This window comes from Pelomonas margarita, assembly GCF_043555875.1.
GTDB lineage: Bacteria > Pseudomonadota > Gammaproteobacteria > Burkholderiales > Burkholderiaceae_C > Pelomonas > Pelomonas margarita.
Window position 1 is genome coordinate 238,788 of the sequence record NZ_JBIGHW010000004.1, and the last position, 19,562, is coordinate 258,349.

Annotated in this window: 18 protein-coding genes and 1 tRNA gene; 16 read left to right on the plus strand and 3 right to left on the minus strand. The window is 68.1% G+C overall.

The annotated features are described in order from the left end of the window. The first annotated feature begins 6 nt into the window (after positions 1 to 6). From hflX to ACG0Z3_RS09665, 7 genes are all read left to right on the plus strand, one after another. Positions 7 to 1,251, plus strand: a complete 1,245-nt coding sequence (gene hflX / locus ACG0Z3_RS09635; RefSeq protein WP_394397174.1) for a GTPase HflX — start codon at positions 7 to 9, stop codon at positions 1,249 to 1,251. Then, complete coding sequence (hflK, locus tag ACG0Z3_RS09640; protein ID WP_394397176.1) at positions 1,248 to 2,498, plus strand: FtsH protease activity modulator HflK; 1,251 nt, start codon at positions 1,248 to 1,250, stop codon at positions 2,496 to 2,498. Before hflX ends, hflK begins: the two co-directional genes overlap by 4 nt. Before the next feature lie 15 nt (positions 2,499 to 2,513). Further along, the gene (gene hflC, locus ACG0Z3_RS09645) at positions 2,514 to 3,410 is read left to right on the plus strand and encodes a protease modulator HflC (protein WP_394397179.1); all 897 of its coding nucleotides are present in this window, start codon (positions 2,514 to 2,516) and stop codon (positions 3,408 to 3,410) included. Further along, a complete protein-coding gene (locus ACG0Z3_RS09650; protein ID WP_394397181.1) occupies positions 3,407 to 3,589 on the plus strand; it encodes a DUF2065 domain-containing protein in 183 nt (60 codons plus the stop codon). Before hflC ends, ACG0Z3_RS09650 begins: the two co-directional genes overlap by 4 nt. Before the next feature lie 74 nt (positions 3,590 to 3,663). Next, the gene (locus ACG0Z3_RS09655; RefSeq protein ID WP_394397183.1) at positions 3,664 to 4,827 is read left to right on the plus strand and encodes an ATP phosphoribosyltransferase regulatory subunit; all 1,164 of its coding nucleotides are present in this window, start codon (positions 3,664 to 3,666) and stop codon (positions 4,825 to 4,827) included. Between the two features lie 46 nt (positions 4,828 to 4,873). Then, on the plus strand, positions 4,874 to 6,208 hold the full coding sequence (locus ACG0Z3_RS09660) for an adenylosuccinate synthase (RefSeq protein ID WP_394397185.1): 1,335 nt from the start codon (positions 4,874 to 4,876) through the stop codon (positions 6,206 to 6,208). A gap of 32 nt (positions 6,209 to 6,240) precedes the next feature. Further along, positions 6,241 to 6,762, plus strand: coding sequence for a phosphoribosyltransferase (locus ACG0Z3_RS09665; protein WP_056269406.1), 522 nt, complete (start codon positions 6,241 to 6,243; stop codon positions 6,760 to 6,762). A 154-nt stretch (positions 6,763 to 6,916) separates the two neighbouring features. Here the strand turns inward: ACG0Z3_RS09665 and ACG0Z3_RS09670 are convergent. Continuing rightward, positions 6,917 to 7,001, minus strand: a tRNA-Leu gene (locus tag ACG0Z3_RS09670). Positions 7,002 to 7,132: 131 nt separating this feature from the next. On the opposite strand from ACG0Z3_RS09670, the gene rnr reads away from it, so the two are divergent. Further along, positions 7,133 to 9,370, plus strand: a complete 2,238-nt coding sequence (gene rnr, locus ACG0Z3_RS09675) for a ribonuclease R (protein ID WP_394397506.1) — start codon at positions 7,133 to 7,135, stop codon at positions 9,368 to 9,370. A 3-nt stretch (positions 9,371 to 9,373) separates the two neighbouring features. Here rnr and ACG0Z3_RS09680 read toward each other — a convergent pair whose 3' ends face one another. Both ACG0Z3_RS09680 and ACG0Z3_RS09685 read right to left on the minus strand, forming a co-directional pair. Continuing rightward, the gene (locus ACG0Z3_RS09680) at positions 9,374 to 10,726 is read right to left on the minus strand and encodes an NAD(P)H-hydrate dehydratase (RefSeq protein ID WP_394397187.1); all 1,353 of its coding nucleotides are present in this window, start codon (positions 10,724 to 10,726) and stop codon (positions 9,374 to 9,376) included. 10 nt (positions 10,727 to 10,736) lie between these two features. After that, entirely contained in the window at positions 10,737 to 11,987 is a 1,251-nt protein-coding gene (locus ACG0Z3_RS09685) for an NAD(P)/FAD-dependent oxidoreductase (protein ID WP_394397189.1), read from the minus strand. Between the two features lie 321 nt (positions 11,988 to 12,308). On the opposite strand from ACG0Z3_RS09685, the gene rpsB reads away from it, so the two are divergent. The 8 genes from rpsB to rseP all read left to right on the plus strand — a co-directional run bounded on the left by rpsB (position 12,309) and on the right by rseP (position 19,552). Then, positions 12,309 to 13,055 (plus strand): 30S ribosomal protein S2, encoded by a 747-nt coding sequence (rpsB, locus tag ACG0Z3_RS09690; protein ID WP_394397191.1) that lies wholly within the window; start codon positions 12,309 to 12,311, stop codon positions 13,053 to 13,055. Positions 13,056 to 13,123: 68 nt separating this feature from the next. Beyond that, complete coding sequence (gene tsf, locus ACG0Z3_RS09695; RefSeq protein ID WP_394397193.1) at positions 13,124 to 14,017, plus strand: translation elongation factor Ts; 894 nt, start codon at positions 13,124 to 13,126, stop codon at positions 14,015 to 14,017. A gap of 83 nt (positions 14,018 to 14,100) precedes the next feature. Next, positions 14,101 to 14,811 carry a UMP kinase gene (gene pyrH, locus ACG0Z3_RS09700; RefSeq protein ID WP_394397195.1) on the plus strand — a complete coding sequence of 237 codons (711 nt, stop codon included), beginning with the start codon at positions 14,101 to 14,103 and terminating at the stop codon, positions 14,809 to 14,811. 57 nt (positions 14,812 to 14,868) lie between these two features. Continuing rightward, positions 14,869 to 15,429, plus strand: coding sequence for a ribosome recycling factor (frr, locus tag ACG0Z3_RS09705; protein WP_394397197.1), 561 nt, complete (start codon positions 14,869 to 14,871; stop codon positions 15,427 to 15,429). Continuing rightward, entirely contained in the window at positions 15,426 to 16,166 is a 741-nt protein-coding gene (gene uppS / locus ACG0Z3_RS09710) for a polyprenyl diphosphate synthase (protein ID WP_394397199.1), read from the plus strand. Before frr ends, uppS begins: the two co-directional genes overlap by 4 nt. A 13-nt stretch (positions 16,167 to 16,179) precedes the next feature. Next, entirely contained in the window at positions 16,180 to 17,016 is an 837-nt protein-coding gene (locus ACG0Z3_RS09715) for a phosphatidate cytidylyltransferase (RefSeq protein ID WP_394397201.1), read from the plus strand. 11 nt (positions 17,017 to 17,027) lie between these two features. Next, positions 17,028 to 18,194 (plus strand): 1-deoxy-D-xylulose-5-phosphate reductoisomerase, encoded by a 1,167-nt coding sequence (ispC, locus tag ACG0Z3_RS09720; protein WP_394397203.1) that lies wholly within the window; start codon positions 17,028 to 17,030, stop codon positions 18,192 to 18,194. Next, positions 18,191 to 19,552, plus strand: a complete 1,362-nt coding sequence (gene rseP, locus ACG0Z3_RS09725; protein WP_394397205.1) for an RIP metalloprotease RseP — start codon at positions 18,191 to 18,193, stop codon at positions 19,550 to 19,552. The genes ispC and rseP overlap by 4 nt, the downstream gene beginning before the upstream one ends. Positions 19,553 to 19,562 lie beyond the last annotated feature (10 nt).

Sequence of the window (19,562 nt, forward strand, 5' to 3'; positions counted from 1 at the left end):
CCCCCCTTGTCTTCGACAGCTACCAACGCCGCGACGCCGCCCTCCGAGGCGGCGCGCGCCATTCTTGTGGGTGTCGATTTCGGTCGACATTCCGCCAAGCAGGGCTTTGACGAAAGCCTGGACGAACTGGCGCTGCTGGCCGAATCGGCAGGCGACACGCCGGTCGCCAAGGTCATCGCCCGCCGCCCCGCGCCCGATGCGGCGCTGTTCGTGGGCTCCGGCAAGGCCGACGAGATCAAGCTGCTCGTGCAGGCCCACCAGGCCCACACGGTGCTGTTCGACCAGGCCATCTCGCCCGCGCAGCAGCGCAACCTCGAGAAGGTGCTGGGCGTGCCCGTCGCCGACCGCACGGCGCTGATCCTCGAAATCTTCGCGCAGCGCGCCAAGAGCCACGAAGGCAAGCTGCAAGTCGAGCTGGCGCGGCTGCAGTACCTGGCCACGCGCCTGGTGCGCCGCTGGAGTCACCTGGAGCGCCAGAGCGGCGGCATCGGCATGCGCGGCGGCCCAGGCGAGGCGCAGATCGAGCTGGACCGTCGCATGATCGACGACCGCATCAAGAAGACCAAGGAGCGCCTGAAGCAGGTGCAGAAGCAGCGCAGCACGCAGCGCCGCTCGCGCTCGCGAAACGGCGTCTTCAAGGTCTCACTGGTCGGCTATACGAACGCGGGCAAGAGCACGCTGTTCAATGCGCTTACCAAGGCACGCAGCTACGCCGCCAACCAGCTGTTCGCGACGCTGGACACCACCACCCGCTCGCTCTACCTGGACCAGGCAGGTGCCAGTGTGTCGCTGTCCGACACGGTCGGCTTCATCCGCGACCTGCCGCACAAGCTCGTCGAAGCCTTCCGCGCGACGCTGCAGGAGGCGGCCGACGCCGATCTGCTGCTGCACGTTGTCGATGCCGCCAGCCCGGTGCTGGACGAGCAGATGGCCGAGGTCGAGCGTGTGCTGGAAGAAATCGGCGCGGGCCACGTGCCGCAGATCCTGGTCTACAACAAGCAGGACCTGCTGGCCGACGACCAGCGCCCGCGCGACATCGTCGACGCGATGCTGCGCCCCAATGGCTCGACCGAGCCGACGCCGCGCGTCTTTGTCAGTGCCGTCGAAGGCGACGGCCTGGCGGAACTGCGCCAGCTGATTGCGACGGCCATGCAGGCCCAGCCCTTGATTCCCGACGAGCGGGACCCACGTTTCGACGGTCATCCGTCGGACGACCACGAGTCTTCATCCTCAGACCCCACCCAGGCATGAGCAGCACTTCCCACACATCGCCCCGCAGTCCCTGGGCCCGGCGTCTGTTGACGCCGGTCGCGCGCGCCGCTGGCCGGCTGCTGAACAACGGTCGCAACGATGGTCCGCCCGACCTCGATGAGCTGTGGCGCGACTTCAACCGCAAGCTCTCGGGCATGTTCGGCGGCAAGCCGGGCGGCCCGACCGGCCCGGTGGGCCCGTCCGGTGGCGGCGCGCCCGACATGAAGGGCGCGGGCATCGGCATCGGGCTGATCGCCGGTGTCGTGGCACTGGGCTGGATGGCCAGCGGCTTCTTCATCGTTCAGGAAGGCCAGCAGGGCGTCGTGACGTCCTTCGGCAAGTACAGCAAGACGGTGGAGGCGGGCTTCCAGTGGCGGATGCCGTTTCCGTTCCAGGCGCACGAGGTGCAGCCGGTGTCGCAGCTGCGCCAGGTTGAAGTGGGTCGCAACTCGGTCGTCGCCGCCACGGGGCTGCGCGACTCGTCCATGCTGACGCAGGACGAGAACATCGTCGACATCCGCTTCTCGGTGCAGTTCGTCGTGCGTGATCTCAAGGACTTCCTGTTCGAGAACCGCGACCCCGAACAGGCCGTGCTGCTGGCCGCCGAGTCGGCTGTGCGGGAGATCGTCGGCAAGAGCAAGATGGACTCCGTGCTCTACGAGCAGCGCGATGCCATTGCGACCGACCTCGTCAAGTCCATCCAGGCCCAGCTGGACCGCTTGAAGGCGGGCATCCAGGTCAAGAACGTCAACGTGCAGAGCGTTCAGGCGCCCGAGCAGGTGCAGGCCGCGTTCGCCGATGCGTTCAAGGCCGGGCAGAACCGGGAGCAGATCAAGAACGAGGCTGAGGCCTATGCCAACGAGGTGATCCCGCGCGCGCAAGGCGAGGCGGCCAAGCTGCGCGAGCAGGCCGAGGGCTACAAGGCGCGCGTCATCGCGACCGCTGAAGGTGATGCGCAGCGCTTCAAGAGCGTGCTGGCCGAGTACCAGAAGGCGCCGCAGGTCACGCGCGACCGGCTCTACATCGACACCATGCAGCAGGTCTACACCAACGTCAGCAAGGTCATGGTGGACAGCCGCACCGGCTCCAACATGCTCTACCTGCCGCTGGACAAGCTGCTGCAGCAGAGCAGTGGCACCGTGACCGTGTCGCCGCCGCAGCCCACCACCGTGCCCGAGCCGCAGGTCGTGCCGAACGCCGTCGACCTGCGCAGCCGTGACAACCAGCGCAGCCGCGACGGCCGCTGATCGAGGAGTCTTCACATGAACCGAATTGCCGCCATCGTTGCCGGCGTCCTCGTCGCGCTGATGCTGGCCTCGTCCATGCTGTTCGTGGTCGACCAGCGCCAGTTTGCTGCGGTCTACGCGCTGGGCGAGATCAAGGAAGTCATCACCGAGCCGGGCCTGCACGGCAAGCTGCCGCCGCCGTTCCAGAACGTCGTGCTGCTGGATCGCCGCGTGCAGACGCTGGACAGTGCCGAGTCCCGCCCCATCTTCACGGCCGAGAAGAAGAGCCTGGTCATCGACTGGCTCATCAAGTGGCGCATCACCGAGCCTCGTCAGTTCATCCGCAACAGCGGTGCCGACATCCGCAACGTCGAGAACCGCCTTTCGCCCATCGTGCAGGCGGCGTTCAACGAGGAAGTGACCAAGCGCACGGTCATCGCCGTGCTGGCCACCGAGCGCGAGAAGGTGATGAACGATGTGCAGAAGCGCCTGGCCGACGAGGCCAAGCAGTTCGGCATCGAGATCGTGGACGTGCGCATCAAGCGCGTGGACTTTGCGTCTGACATCACCGAGGCGGTCTACCGCCGCATGGAGTCGGAGCGCAAGCGCGTTGCCAACGAGGCCCGCTCCACCGGCGCCGCTGAGGGCGAGAAGATCAAGGCCGATGCCGACCGCCAGCGCGAGGTCATCGTGTCCGAGGCGTACCGCGATGCGCAGAAGGTCATGGGCGATGGCGACGCGAAGGCGTCAGCTCTCTACGCGGAAGCATTTGGCCGTGACCCGCAGTTCGCGCAGTTCTACCGCTCGCTGACGGCCTACCGCACCAGCTTCAAGAGCAAGAGCGACGTGATGGTCGTCGACCCCGGTAGCGACTTCTTCAAGGCCATGCGAGGCGCCGGCCCCGCGCCCGTTGCCGCGCCCGCGCGCAAGTGACCGAACTGCTTGGCGCGCTGGCGCTGGTCTTGATCATCGAGGGGCTGATGCCCCTGATCAGCCCCACGCGCTGGCGCGAGGTGTTCAGCCGCGTGCTGGCCATGAGCGACGGTCAGATCCGCTTCATCGGCCTGGTCAGCATTCTGCTGGGGGGCTTGGGATTGCTGTGGTTGCGCTGATCTGAAGGCTCGGGGCGTGTGGCTGCGGGGAGGGCATAGGTACAATGCCTTTTTTAACCGCCTAGCCTGCGCCCATGTCCTCTGCTTGGCTGCTGCCCGAGCACATCGCCGATGTCCTGCCTTCGCAGGCGCGCCGCATCGAAGAGCTGCGTAGAGAGCTGCTCGACATGGCCCGCAGCTACGGCTGCGAGCTGGTCATCCCTCCCTTGCTTGAGCACCTGGACTCGCTGCTGTCCGGCGCTGACAGTGGCTCGGGCACCAAGCTCTTCCAGCTCGTCGATCAGCTGTCCGGCCGCTCGCTCGGCCTGCGCGCCGACACGACGCCGCAGGTCGCCCGCATCGACGCTCATCTGCTGAACCGCCGGGGCGTGACACGCCTTTGCTACTGCGGCCCCGTCGCGCACACGCGCCCCGACGGCCTGAACACCAGCCGCGAGCCGCTGCAGTTCGGTGTCGAGATCTATGGCCATGCGGGCCTGGAAGCCGACCTTGAGGTGCAGGACCTTGCACTGGACGCGCTGCGCCGGGCCGGCTTGAACAAGGTCATGCTGGACCTGGGCGATGCCCGCCTGCTGCAGGGCGTGCTGGATGGTGTGAAGCTGTCGCCCGAGGCCCTGGACGCGCTGACCGCGGCACTGGCGGCCAAGGACGTCGCCGTGCTGGCCGAGCTGACTGCCGGTCTGCCTGCCGTGACGCGTGATGCGCTGCTGGCCTTGCCCAGCCTTTACGGCGGTCGCGAGATGCTGGCCGAGGCGGCTCGCCGGCTGCCGGCTCATCCGCTGGTTCAGGCCGCGCTGGCCGATCTGGACTGGCTGGCCGGTCACCTGGCGGCCGTGCATCCGGCGGTCAACCTGGGCTTCGACCTTGCCGATCTGCAGGGCTATGCCTACTACACCGGCATCCGTTTCGCGGCCTTTGCGGAGGGCTGCGCCGATGCGGTGCTGCGCGGTGGCCGCTACGACGAGGTGGGTGCCGTGTTCGGCCGCCGCCGCCCGGCAGCCGGCTTCAGCCTGGATCTGAAGACGCTGGTGACGCTGGTGCCTGCCACGCCGCTGCGCGCCGCCGTGCGTGCGCCCTGGGGCGAGGACGCCTCGCTGCGCCAGGCCGTGCGCGCACTGCGGGAACAGGGCGAGACGGTGGTCTGCGTGCTGCCGGGCCACGAGCACGAGGCCGATGAATTCGACTGTGACCGCGAGCTGGTTCGCGAGCACACTGACTGGGTCGTCCGGGCGCTGTAAAGCGCGACGGCCCCACTTTCTTCCAAGCTACAAGCAGGCAAACAATATGCAAAGCCAAACCGCGCGTGGACGCAATGTGGTCGTCGTCGGCACCCAGTGGGGCGACGAGGGCAAGGGCAAGGTCGTCGACTGGATGACCGATCACGCGCAAGGCGTCGTGCGTTTCCAGGGCGGTCACAACGCCGGGCACACGCTGGTCATCAAGGGCATCAAGACGGCGCTGCAGCTGATCCCCAGCGGCATCATGCGCGACGGCGTGGCCTGCTACATCGGCAACGGTGTCGTGCTGGATCCGACGCATTTGCTCAGTGAGATCGAGCGTCTCGAGGCTGCCGGCGTCGAGGTGCGTTCGCGCCTGTTCATCAGCGAGAGCTGCCCGTTGATCCTGCCGTTCCACGTCGCCGTCGACAAGGCGCGCGAGGCGCTGCGCGAGACCAGCGGCAGCGGCAAGATCGGCACCACCGGCAAGGGCATCGGCCCGGCCTACGAGGACAAGGTTGCCCGTCGCGCTCTGCGCGCCCAGGACCTGAAGCACCCTGAGCGCTTCGCCAAAAAGCTGCGCGAGCTGCTGGAGCTGCACAACTTCGCGCTGCGCGGCTACCTGAAGGGCGAGGAGCTGGCCTTCGAGCCCATCTTCGAGCAGGCGATGAAGATGGCTGAAGCCATCAAGCCCATGCTGGCCGACGTCGGCTACATGATCCACAAGGCCAGCAAGGCCGGTGCCAACATCCTGTTCGAAGGCGCGCAGGGCACGCTGCTGGACATCGACCACGGCACCTACCCGTACGTCACGTCCAGCAACTGCGTGGCCGGCAACGCCGCTGCCGGTGCTGGTGTGGGTCCGCAGATGCTGCACTACATGCTTGGCATCACGAAGGCGTACACGACGCGCGTGGGCTCCGGCCCGTTCCCGACCGAACTGGATTGGGAAGTGGCGGGAACCGTCGGCTATCACCTGTCCACCGTCGGCCAGGAGCGCGGCACCGTGACGGGTCGCGCACGCCGCTGCGGCTGGCTGGATGCCGCCGCGCTGAAGCGTTCCATCATCATCAACGGCATCACCGGCCTGTGCCTGACCAAGCTGGACGTGCTGGACGGTCTGGCCGAGATCAAGGTCTGCGTTGGCTACCAGCTCAACGGCCAGCTGCTGGACATCCTGCCGCTGGATGCCGACGAGATCGAGGACTGCACGCCGGTGTACGAAACCTTCCCGGGCTGGACCGAGACTACCTTCGGCATGACCAGCTGGGATGCGCTGCCGGCTAACGCGCGCGCCTACCTGAAGCGCGTCGAGGAAGTCATCGGCGCGCCCATCGACATGGTCTCCACCGGCCCCGATCGAGAGCACACCATCGTGCTGCGCCACCCGTATTCCGCCTGACCACCAATCAATCCAACGGAGACAACACCACCATGTTGACCGACGACGGCAAGCACCTCTACGTATCCTGGGACGAGTACCACCTGCTGACCGAGCGCCTGGCGCTCAAGGTGCACGCCTCGGGCTGGCAGTTCGACCAGATCCTCTGCCTGGCCCGTGGCGGCATGCGCCCGGGCGACGTGCTGTCGCGCGTGTTCGACAAGCCGCTGGGCATCATGTCGACGAGCTCCTACCGCGCCGAGGCCGGCACCATCCAGGGCCGGCTGGACATGGCCAAGTACATCACCATGCCCAAGGGCGAGCTGGCAGGCCGCGTGTTGCTGGTGGATGACCTGGCGGACTCGGGCGTCACGCTGAAGGCTGTCGTGGAGCGGCTGCGCGGCATGCCGGCCATCAGCGAACTGCGCTCGGCCGTCATCTGGACGAAGAAGGTCTCGGCCTACACGCCGGATTACTACGTCGAGATGCTCGAAACCTCGCCTTGGATCCACCAGCCGTTCGAGGAATACGACGGCATGGGGCCGGAAGCCCTGGCGAAGAAATTCGTCGTTTGAACGTGAAGATGGGCGCCCGGCAGGATTCGCTGATGCGCCCCTCGAAGGCGGCGCCCGACGCGTTGAGCGCCGCCGCTTTTTCTTCTTTGGCCTTGCCGGGGTGCACAAAGCAAAAAGGCCAGCACTTGCGTGCTGGCCTTTTCGTTTCTTGTTATGGTGCCCAGGAGAGGACTCGAACCTCCACGGAGTTACCCGCTAGTACCTGAAACTAGTGCGTCTACCAATTCCGCCACCTGGGCAAGGTTCTCAAAACTTCTTTTGAAGTCCTGAGCCGTTTCAGGAAAGCGCGGACTATAGCATCAAAAACTTGAAGAACACAACACACCCCTCCCATGCCGATGGTGCCGGGCTGCTCGGCGAAGTCGAAGGCATGCTGCAAGGTCATCGCGACGGCCACGGTTTCCTGATTCCCGATGACGGCTCCGCCGATGTCTATCTATCCTCGCAGGAGACCCATGCCGTCATGCATGGCGACCGCCTGCGCGTGCGCGTTATGCGCTTCGACAAGCGTGGCCGCCCCGAAGGCAAGGTGCTGGAGATCCTGGAGCGCAAGAAGCGGCCTCTCATCGGGCGCCTGTTGCTGGAGTCCGGCATCTGGCTGGTCGCGCCCGAGGACCGGCGCATGGGGCAGGACATCCTTATCCCCAAGAACGGCATCGCCAATGCGACGGCCGGGCAGGTCGTCGCCGTCGAACTGACCGAGCCGCCGTCGCTGTACTCGCAGCCGGTTGGTCGCGTCGTCGAGGTGCTGGGCGAGATCGACGATCCCGGCATGGAGATCGAGATCGCCGTGCGCAAGTACGACGTGCCGCACCGCTTCAGCCCCGAGACACTGGCGCAAAGTGCCAAGCTGCCCGAGAAGCTGCGTGCCGTCGACCTGAAGAACCGCATCGACCTGCGCGACGTGCCGTTGGTCACCATCGACGGGGAGGACGCGCGTGACTTCGACGACGCCGTCTACTGCGAACCCTTTAAGCAGGGCCGCGGCAAGAAGGCCTTCGACGGTTGGCGCCTGTTGGTGGCGATTGCCGACGTGTCGCACTACGTGAAGCCCGGCGAGCCGCTGGATGCCGATGCGTATGAGCGCGCCACGTCGGTCTACTTCCCGCGCCGCGTGATCCCTATGCTGCCGGAGAAGCTGTCCAACGGCCTGTGCTCGCTCAACCCGTACGAAGACCGGCTCAGCATGGTCTGCGACATGCTTGTATCCGCCGACGGCGAGGTCTCGGCCTATCAGTTCTATCCGGCCGTCATCAGCTCGCACGCGCGCTTCACGTACAACGAGGTCGCGGCCATCCTGGGCAACACGCATGGCCCTGAGGCGGCCAAGCGGCGCGAGCTCGTCCCGCACCTGCTGCACCTGCACGAGGTCTACCGCGCGCTGCTGTCCGAGCGCGGCCGGCGCGGTGCTATCGACTTCGAGACTACCGAGACCCAGATCGTCTGCGACGACAACGGGCGCATCGAGAAGATCGTCCCGCGCACGCGTAACGATGCGCACCGGTTGATCGAAGAGGCCATGCTGGCCGCCAACGTCTGCGCGGCCGACTTCATCCACACCAACAAGCACCACGCGCTGTTCCGCGTGCACGAGGGCCCCACACCCGAGAAGCGCCAGACGCTGCAGAACTACCTGCGCTCGCTGGGCATCTCGCTGGGCATCTCCGACGATCCGGTGCCGCGCGAGTTCCAGCAGCTCGCGGCCGCCACGAAGGATCGCCCCGACGCGCAGCAGATCCACCAGATGCTGCTGCGCTCCATGCAGCAGGCTATCTACACCGGCACCAACTCCGGCCACTTCGGCCTGGCTTACCCGGCGTACACGCACTTCACGAGCCCGATCCGGCGCTATCCCGACCTGCTGGTGCATCGCGTTATCAAGGCGCTGCTGGCGGCGAAGAGGTACACGCTGGACCCCGCCAAGATGAACGTGCCGCAGGCGCCCAAACGCCCCGGCCGCGCCGCGCCACCCAACCCGGCGGATGCCCGCAACGAGGCCGAGCGCTGGGAGGTCGTCGGTGCGCACTGCAGCGCCAACGAGCGCCGCGCCGACGAGGCTAGTCGCGACGTCGAGGCCTGGCTGAAATGCCGCTACATGCGCGACCACCTCGGCGAGGAGTTCGCCGGCACCGTCAGTGCGGTCACGTCGTTCGGGCTGTTCGTGCAGCTGGACGCGCTCTACGTCGAAGGCCTGGTGCATATCACCGAGCTGGGCGGCGAGTACTACCGTTTCGATGAGGTGCGCCAGGAGCTGCGCGGCGAGCGCACCGGCATCCGCTACGCCACCGGCGCGCGCGTGCAGGTGCAGGTCAGCCGCGTGGACCTGGATGGCCGCCGCATCGACTTCCGTCTTGTGCGGGAGGCCGACGAGGCGCGGGCGCCCAGCCGCAGTGCGACCGGCAAGCCGCCGGCCCGCAAGCGCGCGCCCAAGACCGCCGTCCAAGCCCTGGACGAGGTGCGCCAGGCTGACCGCGATGTGAAGAAGAGCCGTAAGGCGGCCGTGGCGGCGCAGCATCCGGTGAAGGCGGCGCAGCAGGCTGCCAAGCGCGCTGCGGGCAAGGCGGCCAAGAAGGCCGTGGCCAAGCCGGCGCCGCGTAAGCGGCGCTGACGCTCATCGCGCGGCGGCCAGCCGCTCGATGAGGTCGCCGGCGCGCAGCACGCCGTCGACCTCGCCGGCCCGGCCGTGTGCGTCCACGCCGGCGCAGGCGATGGCGTGCGCGCTGGCGCCGGGCTGCTGGGCCCACAGCCCGCCCAGCCAGCCAGCCAGTACGTCGCCGCTGCCGGCGGTGGCCAGGGCCGGCCCGCCGCTGCCGCAGACCGCCGTTCGCTCACTTGGCGAGGCGATGACGCTGCCGGCGCCTTTCAGCACCACGGTGCATGCGAACCGCCGGGCCAGCTCGCGCGCAGCGGCAAGGCGGTCGGCCTGCAGGCTGGCGGTCTCGCAGCCCAGCAGGCGCGCTGCCTCCAGTGGGTGGGGTGTCAGCACGGTCGCACTGTCGGGGCGTGCGCGCAGCGCCTGCTGCAGGCCGGCGTCGGTGGCGATGGCGTTCAGCGCATCGGCGTCGATGACCGCGCGGGACAGTTGGCGCAGCAGGTCCGGCAGCGCCGCAGCGACTGCCGCACCGCCGCCGCAGCCCAAGACACCCACGGCCCGCGGCAGCGCCGCCAGCGTGCCGCGCATCAGCTCCGGCCGGCCCGGGTCGGCAGCCTGGTCTGCCGGCAGGTTCAGCAGGTCCAGGTAGACGCGCCCAGCGCCGCATGCCAGCGCCGCGCGCGCCGCCAGCCGCGCAGCGCCCTGCATGCCGGGCGCGCCGCCGACGACGAGCACCTGGCCGTGGCTGCCCTTGTGGCTGGTGGCGCCCCGCGCCGGGCGCCGTGTGGTGCCCAGCAGTTCGGCGGATGGCGCCTCGTCGGGCGCGATGCCCAGATCGTCGAACCAGAGATGCCCGCAGTGGGCTCGTCCTTCGCCAGTGAGCAGGCCCGGCTTGAGCGTCAGCAGCGCCAGCGTGTGGTCGGCGCGCACCGCGTGGCCACCGGCCGGCAGGCCGGTGTCGGCCAGCAGGCCGCTGGGCAGATCCACGGACAGCACCGGTGCGCCACAAGCCGCCATCGCCGCGAAGATGAGTTGCATCTCGGTGGAGGGGGTGCGGTTGAGGCCTAGGCCCAGCAAAGCGTCGATGACGAGGGACGGGCGGCGCGGCGCGTTGTGGCCCACGTGCACGGGAACGCCCGCCTCGGTCAGACGCTGCGCGGCCACCCGTCCGTCGCCGCCGTTGTTGCCGGGGCCGCAGGCGATCCACACTGGCCCGTCGCCGCGACGCAAGGCCAGCGAGAGCTTGGCTACCGCCAGGCCGGCGCGCGCCATGAGGTCGGGCGAGTGAGTGAGGGCGCGCGCTTCGATGCGCCGGCTGGCGGCGACGTCGAAGAGCGGCAGCGTGGCGGTCGTGGGCAGCAGCAGGTGCATGCCTGCGAGCTTAGGCCAGGCGTTGCGGGCTCAGGCCCGAGATGTCGGTGCTCGGCGGCTGGCCAGCGATCATCTGTGCCAGCACTTGGGCGCTGCCGCAGACGCTGCCCCAGCCCTGGCCGCCCAGTGGCAGATTGAGCCACAGGCGAGGTTGCGCGGTGGGGCCGATCAGCGGCAGGCCGTCGGGCGCCGCCGCGCGGCGGCTGCTGCGCTGCTGCACCTGCTGGTGCAGCACCGAGCCGGGGAACCAGTGCTGCAGTGCGCGGTGCAGGGCTTCGAAGTCGGGGGTGTGCTTGCTGCCTGGTGCGCAGATCGTGGCGCCTCCGCTGACGCGCACGCGCTGGCCGATGCGGGTGATGGCGATGCCTGCGGCGAGGTCCGCCCAGGCTGCCTTGGGGCCGAGGTCCGGATGGGCTTCGAGCTGGCGCAGCGGTGCCGTGATGGACGCCTCGTGGTGGGCGTGGAGCCGCAGCCGCTTGGCGAGCAGGTCCAGCGCGTCCAGGCCGCTGCACAGCACGACGGCGTCGAAACGCTGCTCCTGGGCGCCGAGGGCCTGGGGCTGGGTGTCACCGGCTTCGCGCTCTGCGCTGCGGGTGGCAGGCTCCGTAGGCGGCGTGTGCTCGTGTCGCAGGGTGATGCCGGCGGCATCCGTCTGCAGGTGGCGCACGGTCGTGTGGAAGCGGAACTCTGCGCCGAGTCGCTGTGCCTGCAGCCGCAGCTGTTGGGCGAACAGGCGAGGGTTGCCGGTGCCTGCCTGAGCGACGGCCAGCGCAGCGGCGAACGGCGCCTGGCTGTCGAGGCCGGGTTCACGCAGCCGGGCCTCTTCGGCGTCGATGAGTTGCACCTGCAGCCCCATAGCCTGCCAGTCGGCTAGCTGGGCCTGGACAGCGGCGACGCGTCGCGCGTCGGCCAGTGCGACGAGCAGGCCGCTGGCGGCTTCATCGTCCAGCCCCAGCTCGCGCCGCAGCTGGGCCGCGCGGGCCAGGCCCATTTGGCTGAGGGCGCACAGCGGGCCGGCCGCGTCGTCGGGCCGGCGTGCGGCCCGCCAGCGGCGCAGGCGGAAGGCCGGCGGGGCGGGCGGGCTGACATCGACCAGGCCCGGGACGAACGGCGCCACCAGCGCGCTGCTGGCGAAGCTGGCCTGCTCGGCCACGCTGGCGCGGCGCTCGAACACCTGTACGCGCCATCCCAGCGCGGCGAGTTCGTAGGCTGTCGTCACACCCGCCAGCCCGGCACCCACCACGGCGACACTGCGGCTCAAGCGCGCACCTCGAACGACATGCCGCGCAGGGGCGCGGCGACGGGGCAGGCGACCGCTGGTGGGCGGTGTCGGCAGTGGGTGGCCATGGATTGTGTATACTCTGCGGGTTTTGCCGGAGGAGGTGGCTGCTTGAGCCGCCGCCGTCCTCGGCAAAACAGTTGTGAGGGGTGGTGCCTGGGAGCAGGCTTCCGCACATTGCAACAAATCGCAAACCGGCCACGCTAAGGTGTTGCGGCTTGCGGCGACTCTAGAAACAGGTGTTTCAGGGTGCTGCAACGCAATTCGGGCCGGATTTTAGACACAACCTTCGGAGTAAGACCCATGTCTGTCACGATGCGCGAGATGCTGGAAGCCGGCGTCCATTTCGGCCACCAAACCCGCTTCTGGAATCCCAAGATGGCCCCGTATATCTACGGCCATCGCAACAAGATCCACATCATCAACCTCGAGAAGACGCTGCCCGCGTTCAACGATGCGATGAAGTTCGTGCGCTCGCTGGCAGCCAAGCGCGGCACGATCCTGATGATCGGCACGAAGCGCCAGGCCCGTGAGTTCATCGCCGCCGAAGCCCAGCGCGCCGGCATGCCCTACGTCGACTCGCGTTGGCTGGGCGGCATGATGACCAACTTCAAGACGGTCAAGACGTCGCTCAAGAATCTGAAGGACATGCAGGCCCAGGTCGACGCTGGTACCCAGCCCGCGATCAAGAAGGAAGCCCTGCTGTTCCAGCGCGACATCGCCAAGCTGGAAAAGAACATCGGTGGCATTCAGGACATGACCGCGCTGCCCGATGCCATCTTCGTCATCGACGTCGGCTATCACAAGATCGCCGTTGCTGAAGCCAAGAAGCTTGGCATTCCCGTCATCGGCGTGGTTGACACCAATCACTCGCCCGAAGGCATCGACTACGTCATCCCCGGCAACGACGACTCGGCCAAGGCTGTGGCGCTGTACGCCCGCGCCGTTGCCGACGCTGTGCTGGAAGGCAAGGCCAACGCTACGAACGAAGTGCTGGCTGCCGTGGCCCCCGCTGGCGACGAGTTCGTCGAGGTGTCCGAAGAGGCGTAAGCCTTTTCGACCCTGCATCTGAAAGGGGCCGCGAGGCCCCTTTTGCCAACTGAAATCTGGAGAGAACAATGGCTGCAATCACTGCAAGCATGGTGGGCGAACTGCGTGCCCGCACCGACGCCCCGATGATGGAGTGCAAGAAGGCGCTGACGGAAGCTGACGGCGACCTGGGCCGCGCAGAAGAGATCCTGCGCGTTAAGCTGGGCAACAAGGCAGGCAAGGCTGCCTCGCGCATCACTGCTGAAGGCATCGTCGCCTCGGCCGTCGTCGGCGGCAACGGCGCGCTGATCGAAGTGAACTGCGAGACCGACTTCGTCTCGAAGAACGACGCCTTCCTGGCCTTCGTGGGCGCGCTGGCCGGCCTGGTGGCCGAGCACAACCCCGCTGACGTGGCTGCACTGTCGGCCCTGTCCCTGTCGCAGGAAGGCTTCGGCCCGACGGTGGAAGACGTGCGCAAGGGTCTGATCGGCAAGATCGGCGAGAACATGACGATCCGCCGCTTCCAGCGCTACACCGGCTCCAAGCTGGCCACCTACCTGCACGGCACCCGCATCGGCGTGGTCGTCGAGTTCGAAGGTGACGACACGGCCGCCAAGGACGTCGCGATGCACATCGCTGCCATGAAGCCCGCTGCTCTGTCCAGCGCCGACGTGCCGGCCGAGCTGGTCGAGAAGGAACGCAAGATCGCCACCGAGAAGGCTGCCGAATCCGGCAAGCCGGCCGACATCGTCGCCAAGATGGTCGAAGGCTCGGTGCAGAAGTTCCTGAAGGAAGTCTCGCTGCTGGACCAGGTCTTCGTGAAGGCCGCCGACGGCAAGCAGACCGTGGGCGCCCACCTGAAGGCTGCCAACACGACGGTCAAGGGCTTCACGCTCTACGTCGTCGGTGAAGGCATTGAGAAGAAGGTCGACGACTTCGCCGCCGAGGTGGCCGCGCAGGTTGCGGCTGCCAAGGGTCAGTAAAGACTCTCGCGATAGATAAGGGCGCCAAGTTGGCGCCCTTTAAACTTCCGGCCCACCATAGGCCCCCAAACACTGAGGACACCATGCCCGCGTACAAGCGCATCCTGCTCAAACTCTCCGGTGAAGCCCTGATGGGCGACGACGCCTACGGCATCAACCGCGCCACCATCGTGCGCATGGTGCAAGAGGTCCGTGAAGTGACGCAGATGGGCGTGGAAGTCGCCGTCGTCATCGGCGGCGGAAACATCTTCCGCGGCGTGGCCGGCGGCTCGGTCGGCATGGACCGTGCCACCGCCGACTACATGGGCATGCTGGCCACGGTGATGAACTCGCTGGCCCTGGCCGACACGATGCGCCAGGAAGGCATGATCGCCCGCGTGATGTCGGCCATCGGCATCGAGCAGGTCGTCGAGCCCTATGTGCGCCCCAAGGCGCTGCAGTACCTCGAAGAGGGCAAGGTTGTCGTCTTCGCGGCCGGCACCGGCAACCCCTTCTTTACGACCGACACGGCCGCCGCGCTGCGCGGTGCCGAGATCGGCGCCGAGATCGTGCTGAAGGCCACCAAGGTCGACGGCGTCTACACGGCCGACCCCAAGAAGGACCCGCAAGCCAAGCGCTACTCGGCCATCACCTTCGACGAGGCCATTGGCCGCAACCTGCAGGTGATGGACGGCGCCGCCTTCGCGCTGTGCCGCGACCAGAAGCTGCCGATCAAGGTGTTCAGCATCTTCAAGCCCGGCGCGCTCAAGCGCGTCGTGCAGGGCGAGGACGAGGGCACGCTGGTCCACGTCTGAGCTGCGTCCGCTGGGGGCGCGCGCTGACGGGCGCCCCGCAATGAATAGGTATCGATCATGAGCATTGCCGACATCAAGAAGAACGCCGAAGCCAAGATGGCCAAGTCCGTCGAGGCCCTGAAGAACGAACTGCACAAGATCCGCACTGGCCGCGCCCACCCGGGCATCCTGGATCAGGTCAGCGTCGACTACTACGGCTCCATGGTGCCCATCAGCCAGGTGGCCAACGTCAGCCTGCTGGATGCCCGCACGATCTCCGTCCAGCCTTGGGAAAAGGGCATGGGCGCCAAGATCGAGAAGGCCATCCGCGAGAGCGACCTGGGCCTGAACCCCGCCTCGCAGGGCGACCTGATCCGTGTGCCGATGCCGCCGCTGACCGAGGAGCGCCGCAAGGAGCTGACCAAGGTCGTGCGCAACGCCGGCGAAGACGCCAAGGTGGCCGTGCGCAACCTGCGCCGCGACGCCAACGAGCAGGCCAAGAAGCTGCTGAAGGACAAGGAGATCGGCGAAGACGATGAGCGCCGCAGCCTCGACGAGGTGCAGAAGCTCACTGACCGCGTGATCAACGAGATCGACAAGCTGATCTCGGCGAAGGAAGCCGAGGTCATGGCGGTTTGAGCGCGTCGTCTGTCGTGGCTCAGGATCGCCTGGCGCCGCCGCGCCATGTCGCCATCGTCATGGATGGCAACGGCCGCTGGGCCAAGAAGCGCTTTCTGCCGCGCTTCTTCGGCCACAAGGCGGGCGTGGACGCGGTTGTCCGCACCATCCAGGCCTGCATCGATCGCGACATCGAGTTCCTGACTGTCTTCGCGTTCTCCAGCGAGAACTGGAAGCGCCCCAGCGACGAGGTGTCGGGTCTGATGGGCCTGGTGCTGGCCGCCGTGTCGCGCTACCTCGGCAAACTCGATTCGATGGGTGTGCGCGTGCGCGTCATCGGTGACCGCGACAGCATCGCCGAAAAGCTGCGCCAGGCCTGGGACGGTGCCGAAGCGCGCACCGCCCACAACACCAAGCTGACGCTGAACGTCGCCTTCAACTACGGCGGCCGCTGGGACATCGTGCAGGCCAGCCGCAAGGCGATCGCGGCCGGCGTGCCGGCCCATGAGCTGACCGAGGACAAGCTGAGCGAGTTCATGGCGCTGGCCCACGCGCCGGACCCCGACCTCTTCATTCGCACCGGTGGCGAGGTACGCATCAGCAACTTCTTGCTGTGGCAGGTGGCGTACACCGAGTTCGTATTCAGCGACTGCCTGTGGCCCGAGTTCGGCGCGCAGCAGCTGGACGCGGCCATCGACGCCTTCCACGGCCGCGACCGCCGCTTCGGCGGCGTCAAAGACGCACCCAACGCCGCCTGACCGCGGTCCTGCCATGCTCAAGACCCGCGTCATCACCGCTGTCGTGTTGCTGGCCATCCTTTTGCCCGTGCTGTTCCAGGCCTCGCCCTGGCCGTTCGCGTGGCTCACGGTGGCGTTGATCGGCGCGGCCGGCTGGGAATGGACGCGGCTCAACGGCCTGCCGGGCGCCGGCGCGCTGGCGGCCGGCGTCGCGCTGGCGCTTGGTTGCGTGTGGACGCTGCTGATCGGTGGCCTGCAGACGCCGCCGGCCTGGATTTGGTGGCTGGCTACGGTGCTGTGGGTGCTGGGCGGCGCATATGCGCTGCGTGCTGGGCCTGCCGGCTGGCCGCATCTGGCTCGTGGCGGGCGGCTGGCGCTGGGTGCCGTGCTCCTGTGGGGCGCGTGGTTGGCCATCGCCCAGGCCAAGGTGCTGGGCATCAATTTCCTGTTGTCGGTGTTCTGCCTGGTGTGGATGGCCGACGTCGCCGCCTACTTCTGCGGCCGAGCCTTCGGCCGACGCAAGCTGGCCCCGGCCATCAGTCCCGGCAAGAGCTGGGAAGGCGTCTGGGGCGGCATGGCCGGCGTCGTGCTGCTGGGCTTCGTGTGGGTGCATGTCATCGACGTTCGCGTGGCGGTCGACTCGCCCAGCCTCTACACGCTGCTGGTGCAGCGGCATGGCGTGGTGTCGCTGCTGGCACTGTTTTTCCTCGCCGCGATGAGCGTCGTCGGCGACCTGTTTGAATCTCTGGTCAAGCGTGCCGCAGGCGCCAAGGACAGCAGCGGCCTGCTGCCCGGCCATGGCGGCGTGCTGGACCGCATCGACGCACTGCTGCCGGTGTTCCCGCTGGCGCTGGCCCTGATCAGCCTCTGAGTTTCTCTGTCATGACCCGCCAACGCGTCTGCGTCCTCGGCTCCACCGGCTCCATCGGCGTCAACACGCTGGACGTACTGGCCCGCCATCCCGACCGCTACGAGGTCGTCGCGCTGAGCGCGATGAGCCGTGTCGATGAACTGCTGGCCCAATGCCTGCAATGGCGCCCGCGCTTCGCGGTGATGCCCGAGTCGGCCGCGGCGGCGCGGCTGCGCGAGCGTCTGCGCGAGGCCGGCAGCGCCACCGAGGTGCTGGATGGTGCGGCCGCGCTAGCCGACATCGCCGCGCACCCCGATGTGGACACCGTCATGGCGGCCATCGTCGGTGCGGCGGGCCTGGCGCCGGCCATCGCCGCGGCGCGCGCCGGCAAGCGGCTGCTGCTGGCCAACAAGGAGGCCATCGTCGTCGGCGGCGCGCTGTTCATGCAGGCGGTAGAGGAGGGTGGTGCCACGCTGCTGCCCATCGACAGCGAGCACTCTGCCATTTTCCAGTGCCTGCCTGAAGTGCGCACGACCTGGCAAGACCGCATCGATCACATCGTGCTGACCGCCTCCGGCGGTCCGTTCCGCACCCGTGAACCCGGGACGCTGGCTGACGTGACGCCCGAGCAGGCCTGCGCCCACCCGAACTGGGTGATGGGCCGCAAGATCTCGGTCGACTCCGCAACCATGATGAACAAGGCGCTGGAGGTCATCGAGGCCCGCTGGCTGTTCAACCTGGCGCCCGAGCAGATCAAGGTGCTGATCCACCCGCAGAGCATCATCCATTCGATGGTGGTCTGCCGGGACCAGTCGGTGCTGGCCCAGCTCGGTACTCCCGACATGCGCGTGCCAATTGCCTATGGCCTGTCTTTCCCGGAGCGCATCACGTCGGGCGCCAGCCAGCTCAACCTGCTGACCACGCCCAGCCTCACGTTCGAGGAGGCAGATGCCGCGCGCTTCCCCGGCCTGCACCTGTCCTGGCAGGCGCTGCGCGGCCCCGAGGGCAGCACGGCGGTGCTGAACGCGGCCAATGAGGTTGCCGTCGACGCCTTCCTGAACGGCCGCCTGCGTTTTGATCGCATCCCGGCGCTCAATGCCCAGTGTCTGGCCGATGTGCAGCCAGGTGATTGCAGCAGCATCGACGCGCTGCTGGACCTGGACGCCCGCACGCGGACCCACGCGCTGACGCTGCTGTGACCACGTTGCTCGCCTTCCTGGCGGCGCTTGCGCTGCTGATCGCCATCCACGAATGGGGTCACTACCGCGTGGCTCGCGCCTGTGGCGTCAAGGTGCTGCGCTTCTCCATCGGCTTCGGCCACGTGCTGTGGCGGCGGGTGGGGCGCGACGGGACGGAGTTCACGCTGAGCGCGCTGCCGTTGGGTGGCTATGTGCGCATGCTGGATGAGCGCGACGGCCTGGTTGCGCCGCACGAGCGCGCGCAGGCCTTCAACCAGCGGCCGCTGCGCCAGCGTGCGGCCATCGTCGCAGCCGGCCCGGCGGCCAACTGGCTGCTGGCCATCGCGCTGTTTGCTGCGGTGGCCTGGCTGGGCAGCGAAGTGCCCAAGGCCGTGCTGGGCACGCCGCCTGCGGGCTCGCTGGCCGAACGGGCCGGGCTGCGCGCCGGGGACTGGGTGCGGGCGGTGTCTGCCGACGGCCAGCAATGGCAGGACGTGCAGGCGCTGCCGGACCTGCAGGCCGCCGTCGTGCAAGCCCAGACGCAAGGCGAGTCGCTGCACCTGTCGGTGACGGACGCCGCGGGCCACGGCTCGCGCAGTCTGCGGCTGGAGACCGCGCGCCTGGCGGGGCGCGCGCCCGATGCGCAGCTGTTCCACGACATCGGCCTGGCGCCGTTGGCCGCGCCGCTGATCCGCCAGGTCGTGGCGGGGGGCGCGGGTGCGGCGGCCGGCCTGCAGGCTGGTGACCGCGTGCTGGCGCTCGACGGCCAGCCGGCGTCCGATGCCGGTTTTGTGCGCGACGTCATCCGTCGCGCGCACGATGGCACGACGCCGCGCAGCCTGAGCTTGCGCGTCGAGCGCGACGGCCGGGTGATCGAACTGCAGGCGACGCCGCGCGTTGTCGAGGACGCTGGCCGCAGCATCGGCCGGCTAGAGATCGGCGTCGGGGCGCCGCCCGAGCGCGTGTTCGTCAGCCATGGCCTGCTCGACAGCCTGTCGCTGGGCTTCCAGCGCAGCTGGGACATGGCCGCCATGACCGTGCGGCTGCTGGGCCGCATGCTGGTGGGTGAGGCCTCGCTGAAGCACCTGAGCGGCCCGCTGACCATGGCCGACTACGCCGGCCAGTCTGCCAAGGCCGGGCTGGCGCCTTACCTCGAATACCTGGCCCTGCTCTCCATGAGTCTGGCGGTCTTGAACCTGCTGCCGCTGCCAATGCTGGATGGCGGGCACCTCATGTATCATCTTTTCGAGGGTCTGAGCGGCCGCCCCGTCTCCGAACGGTGGCAGCAGCAACTGCAGCGAGTCGGCTTGCTGATCCTGATGCTGATGATGGCCTTGGCCCTTTCCAACGACGTCGCCCGCCTCGCGGGCTGGCACTGAAACTCCCGGT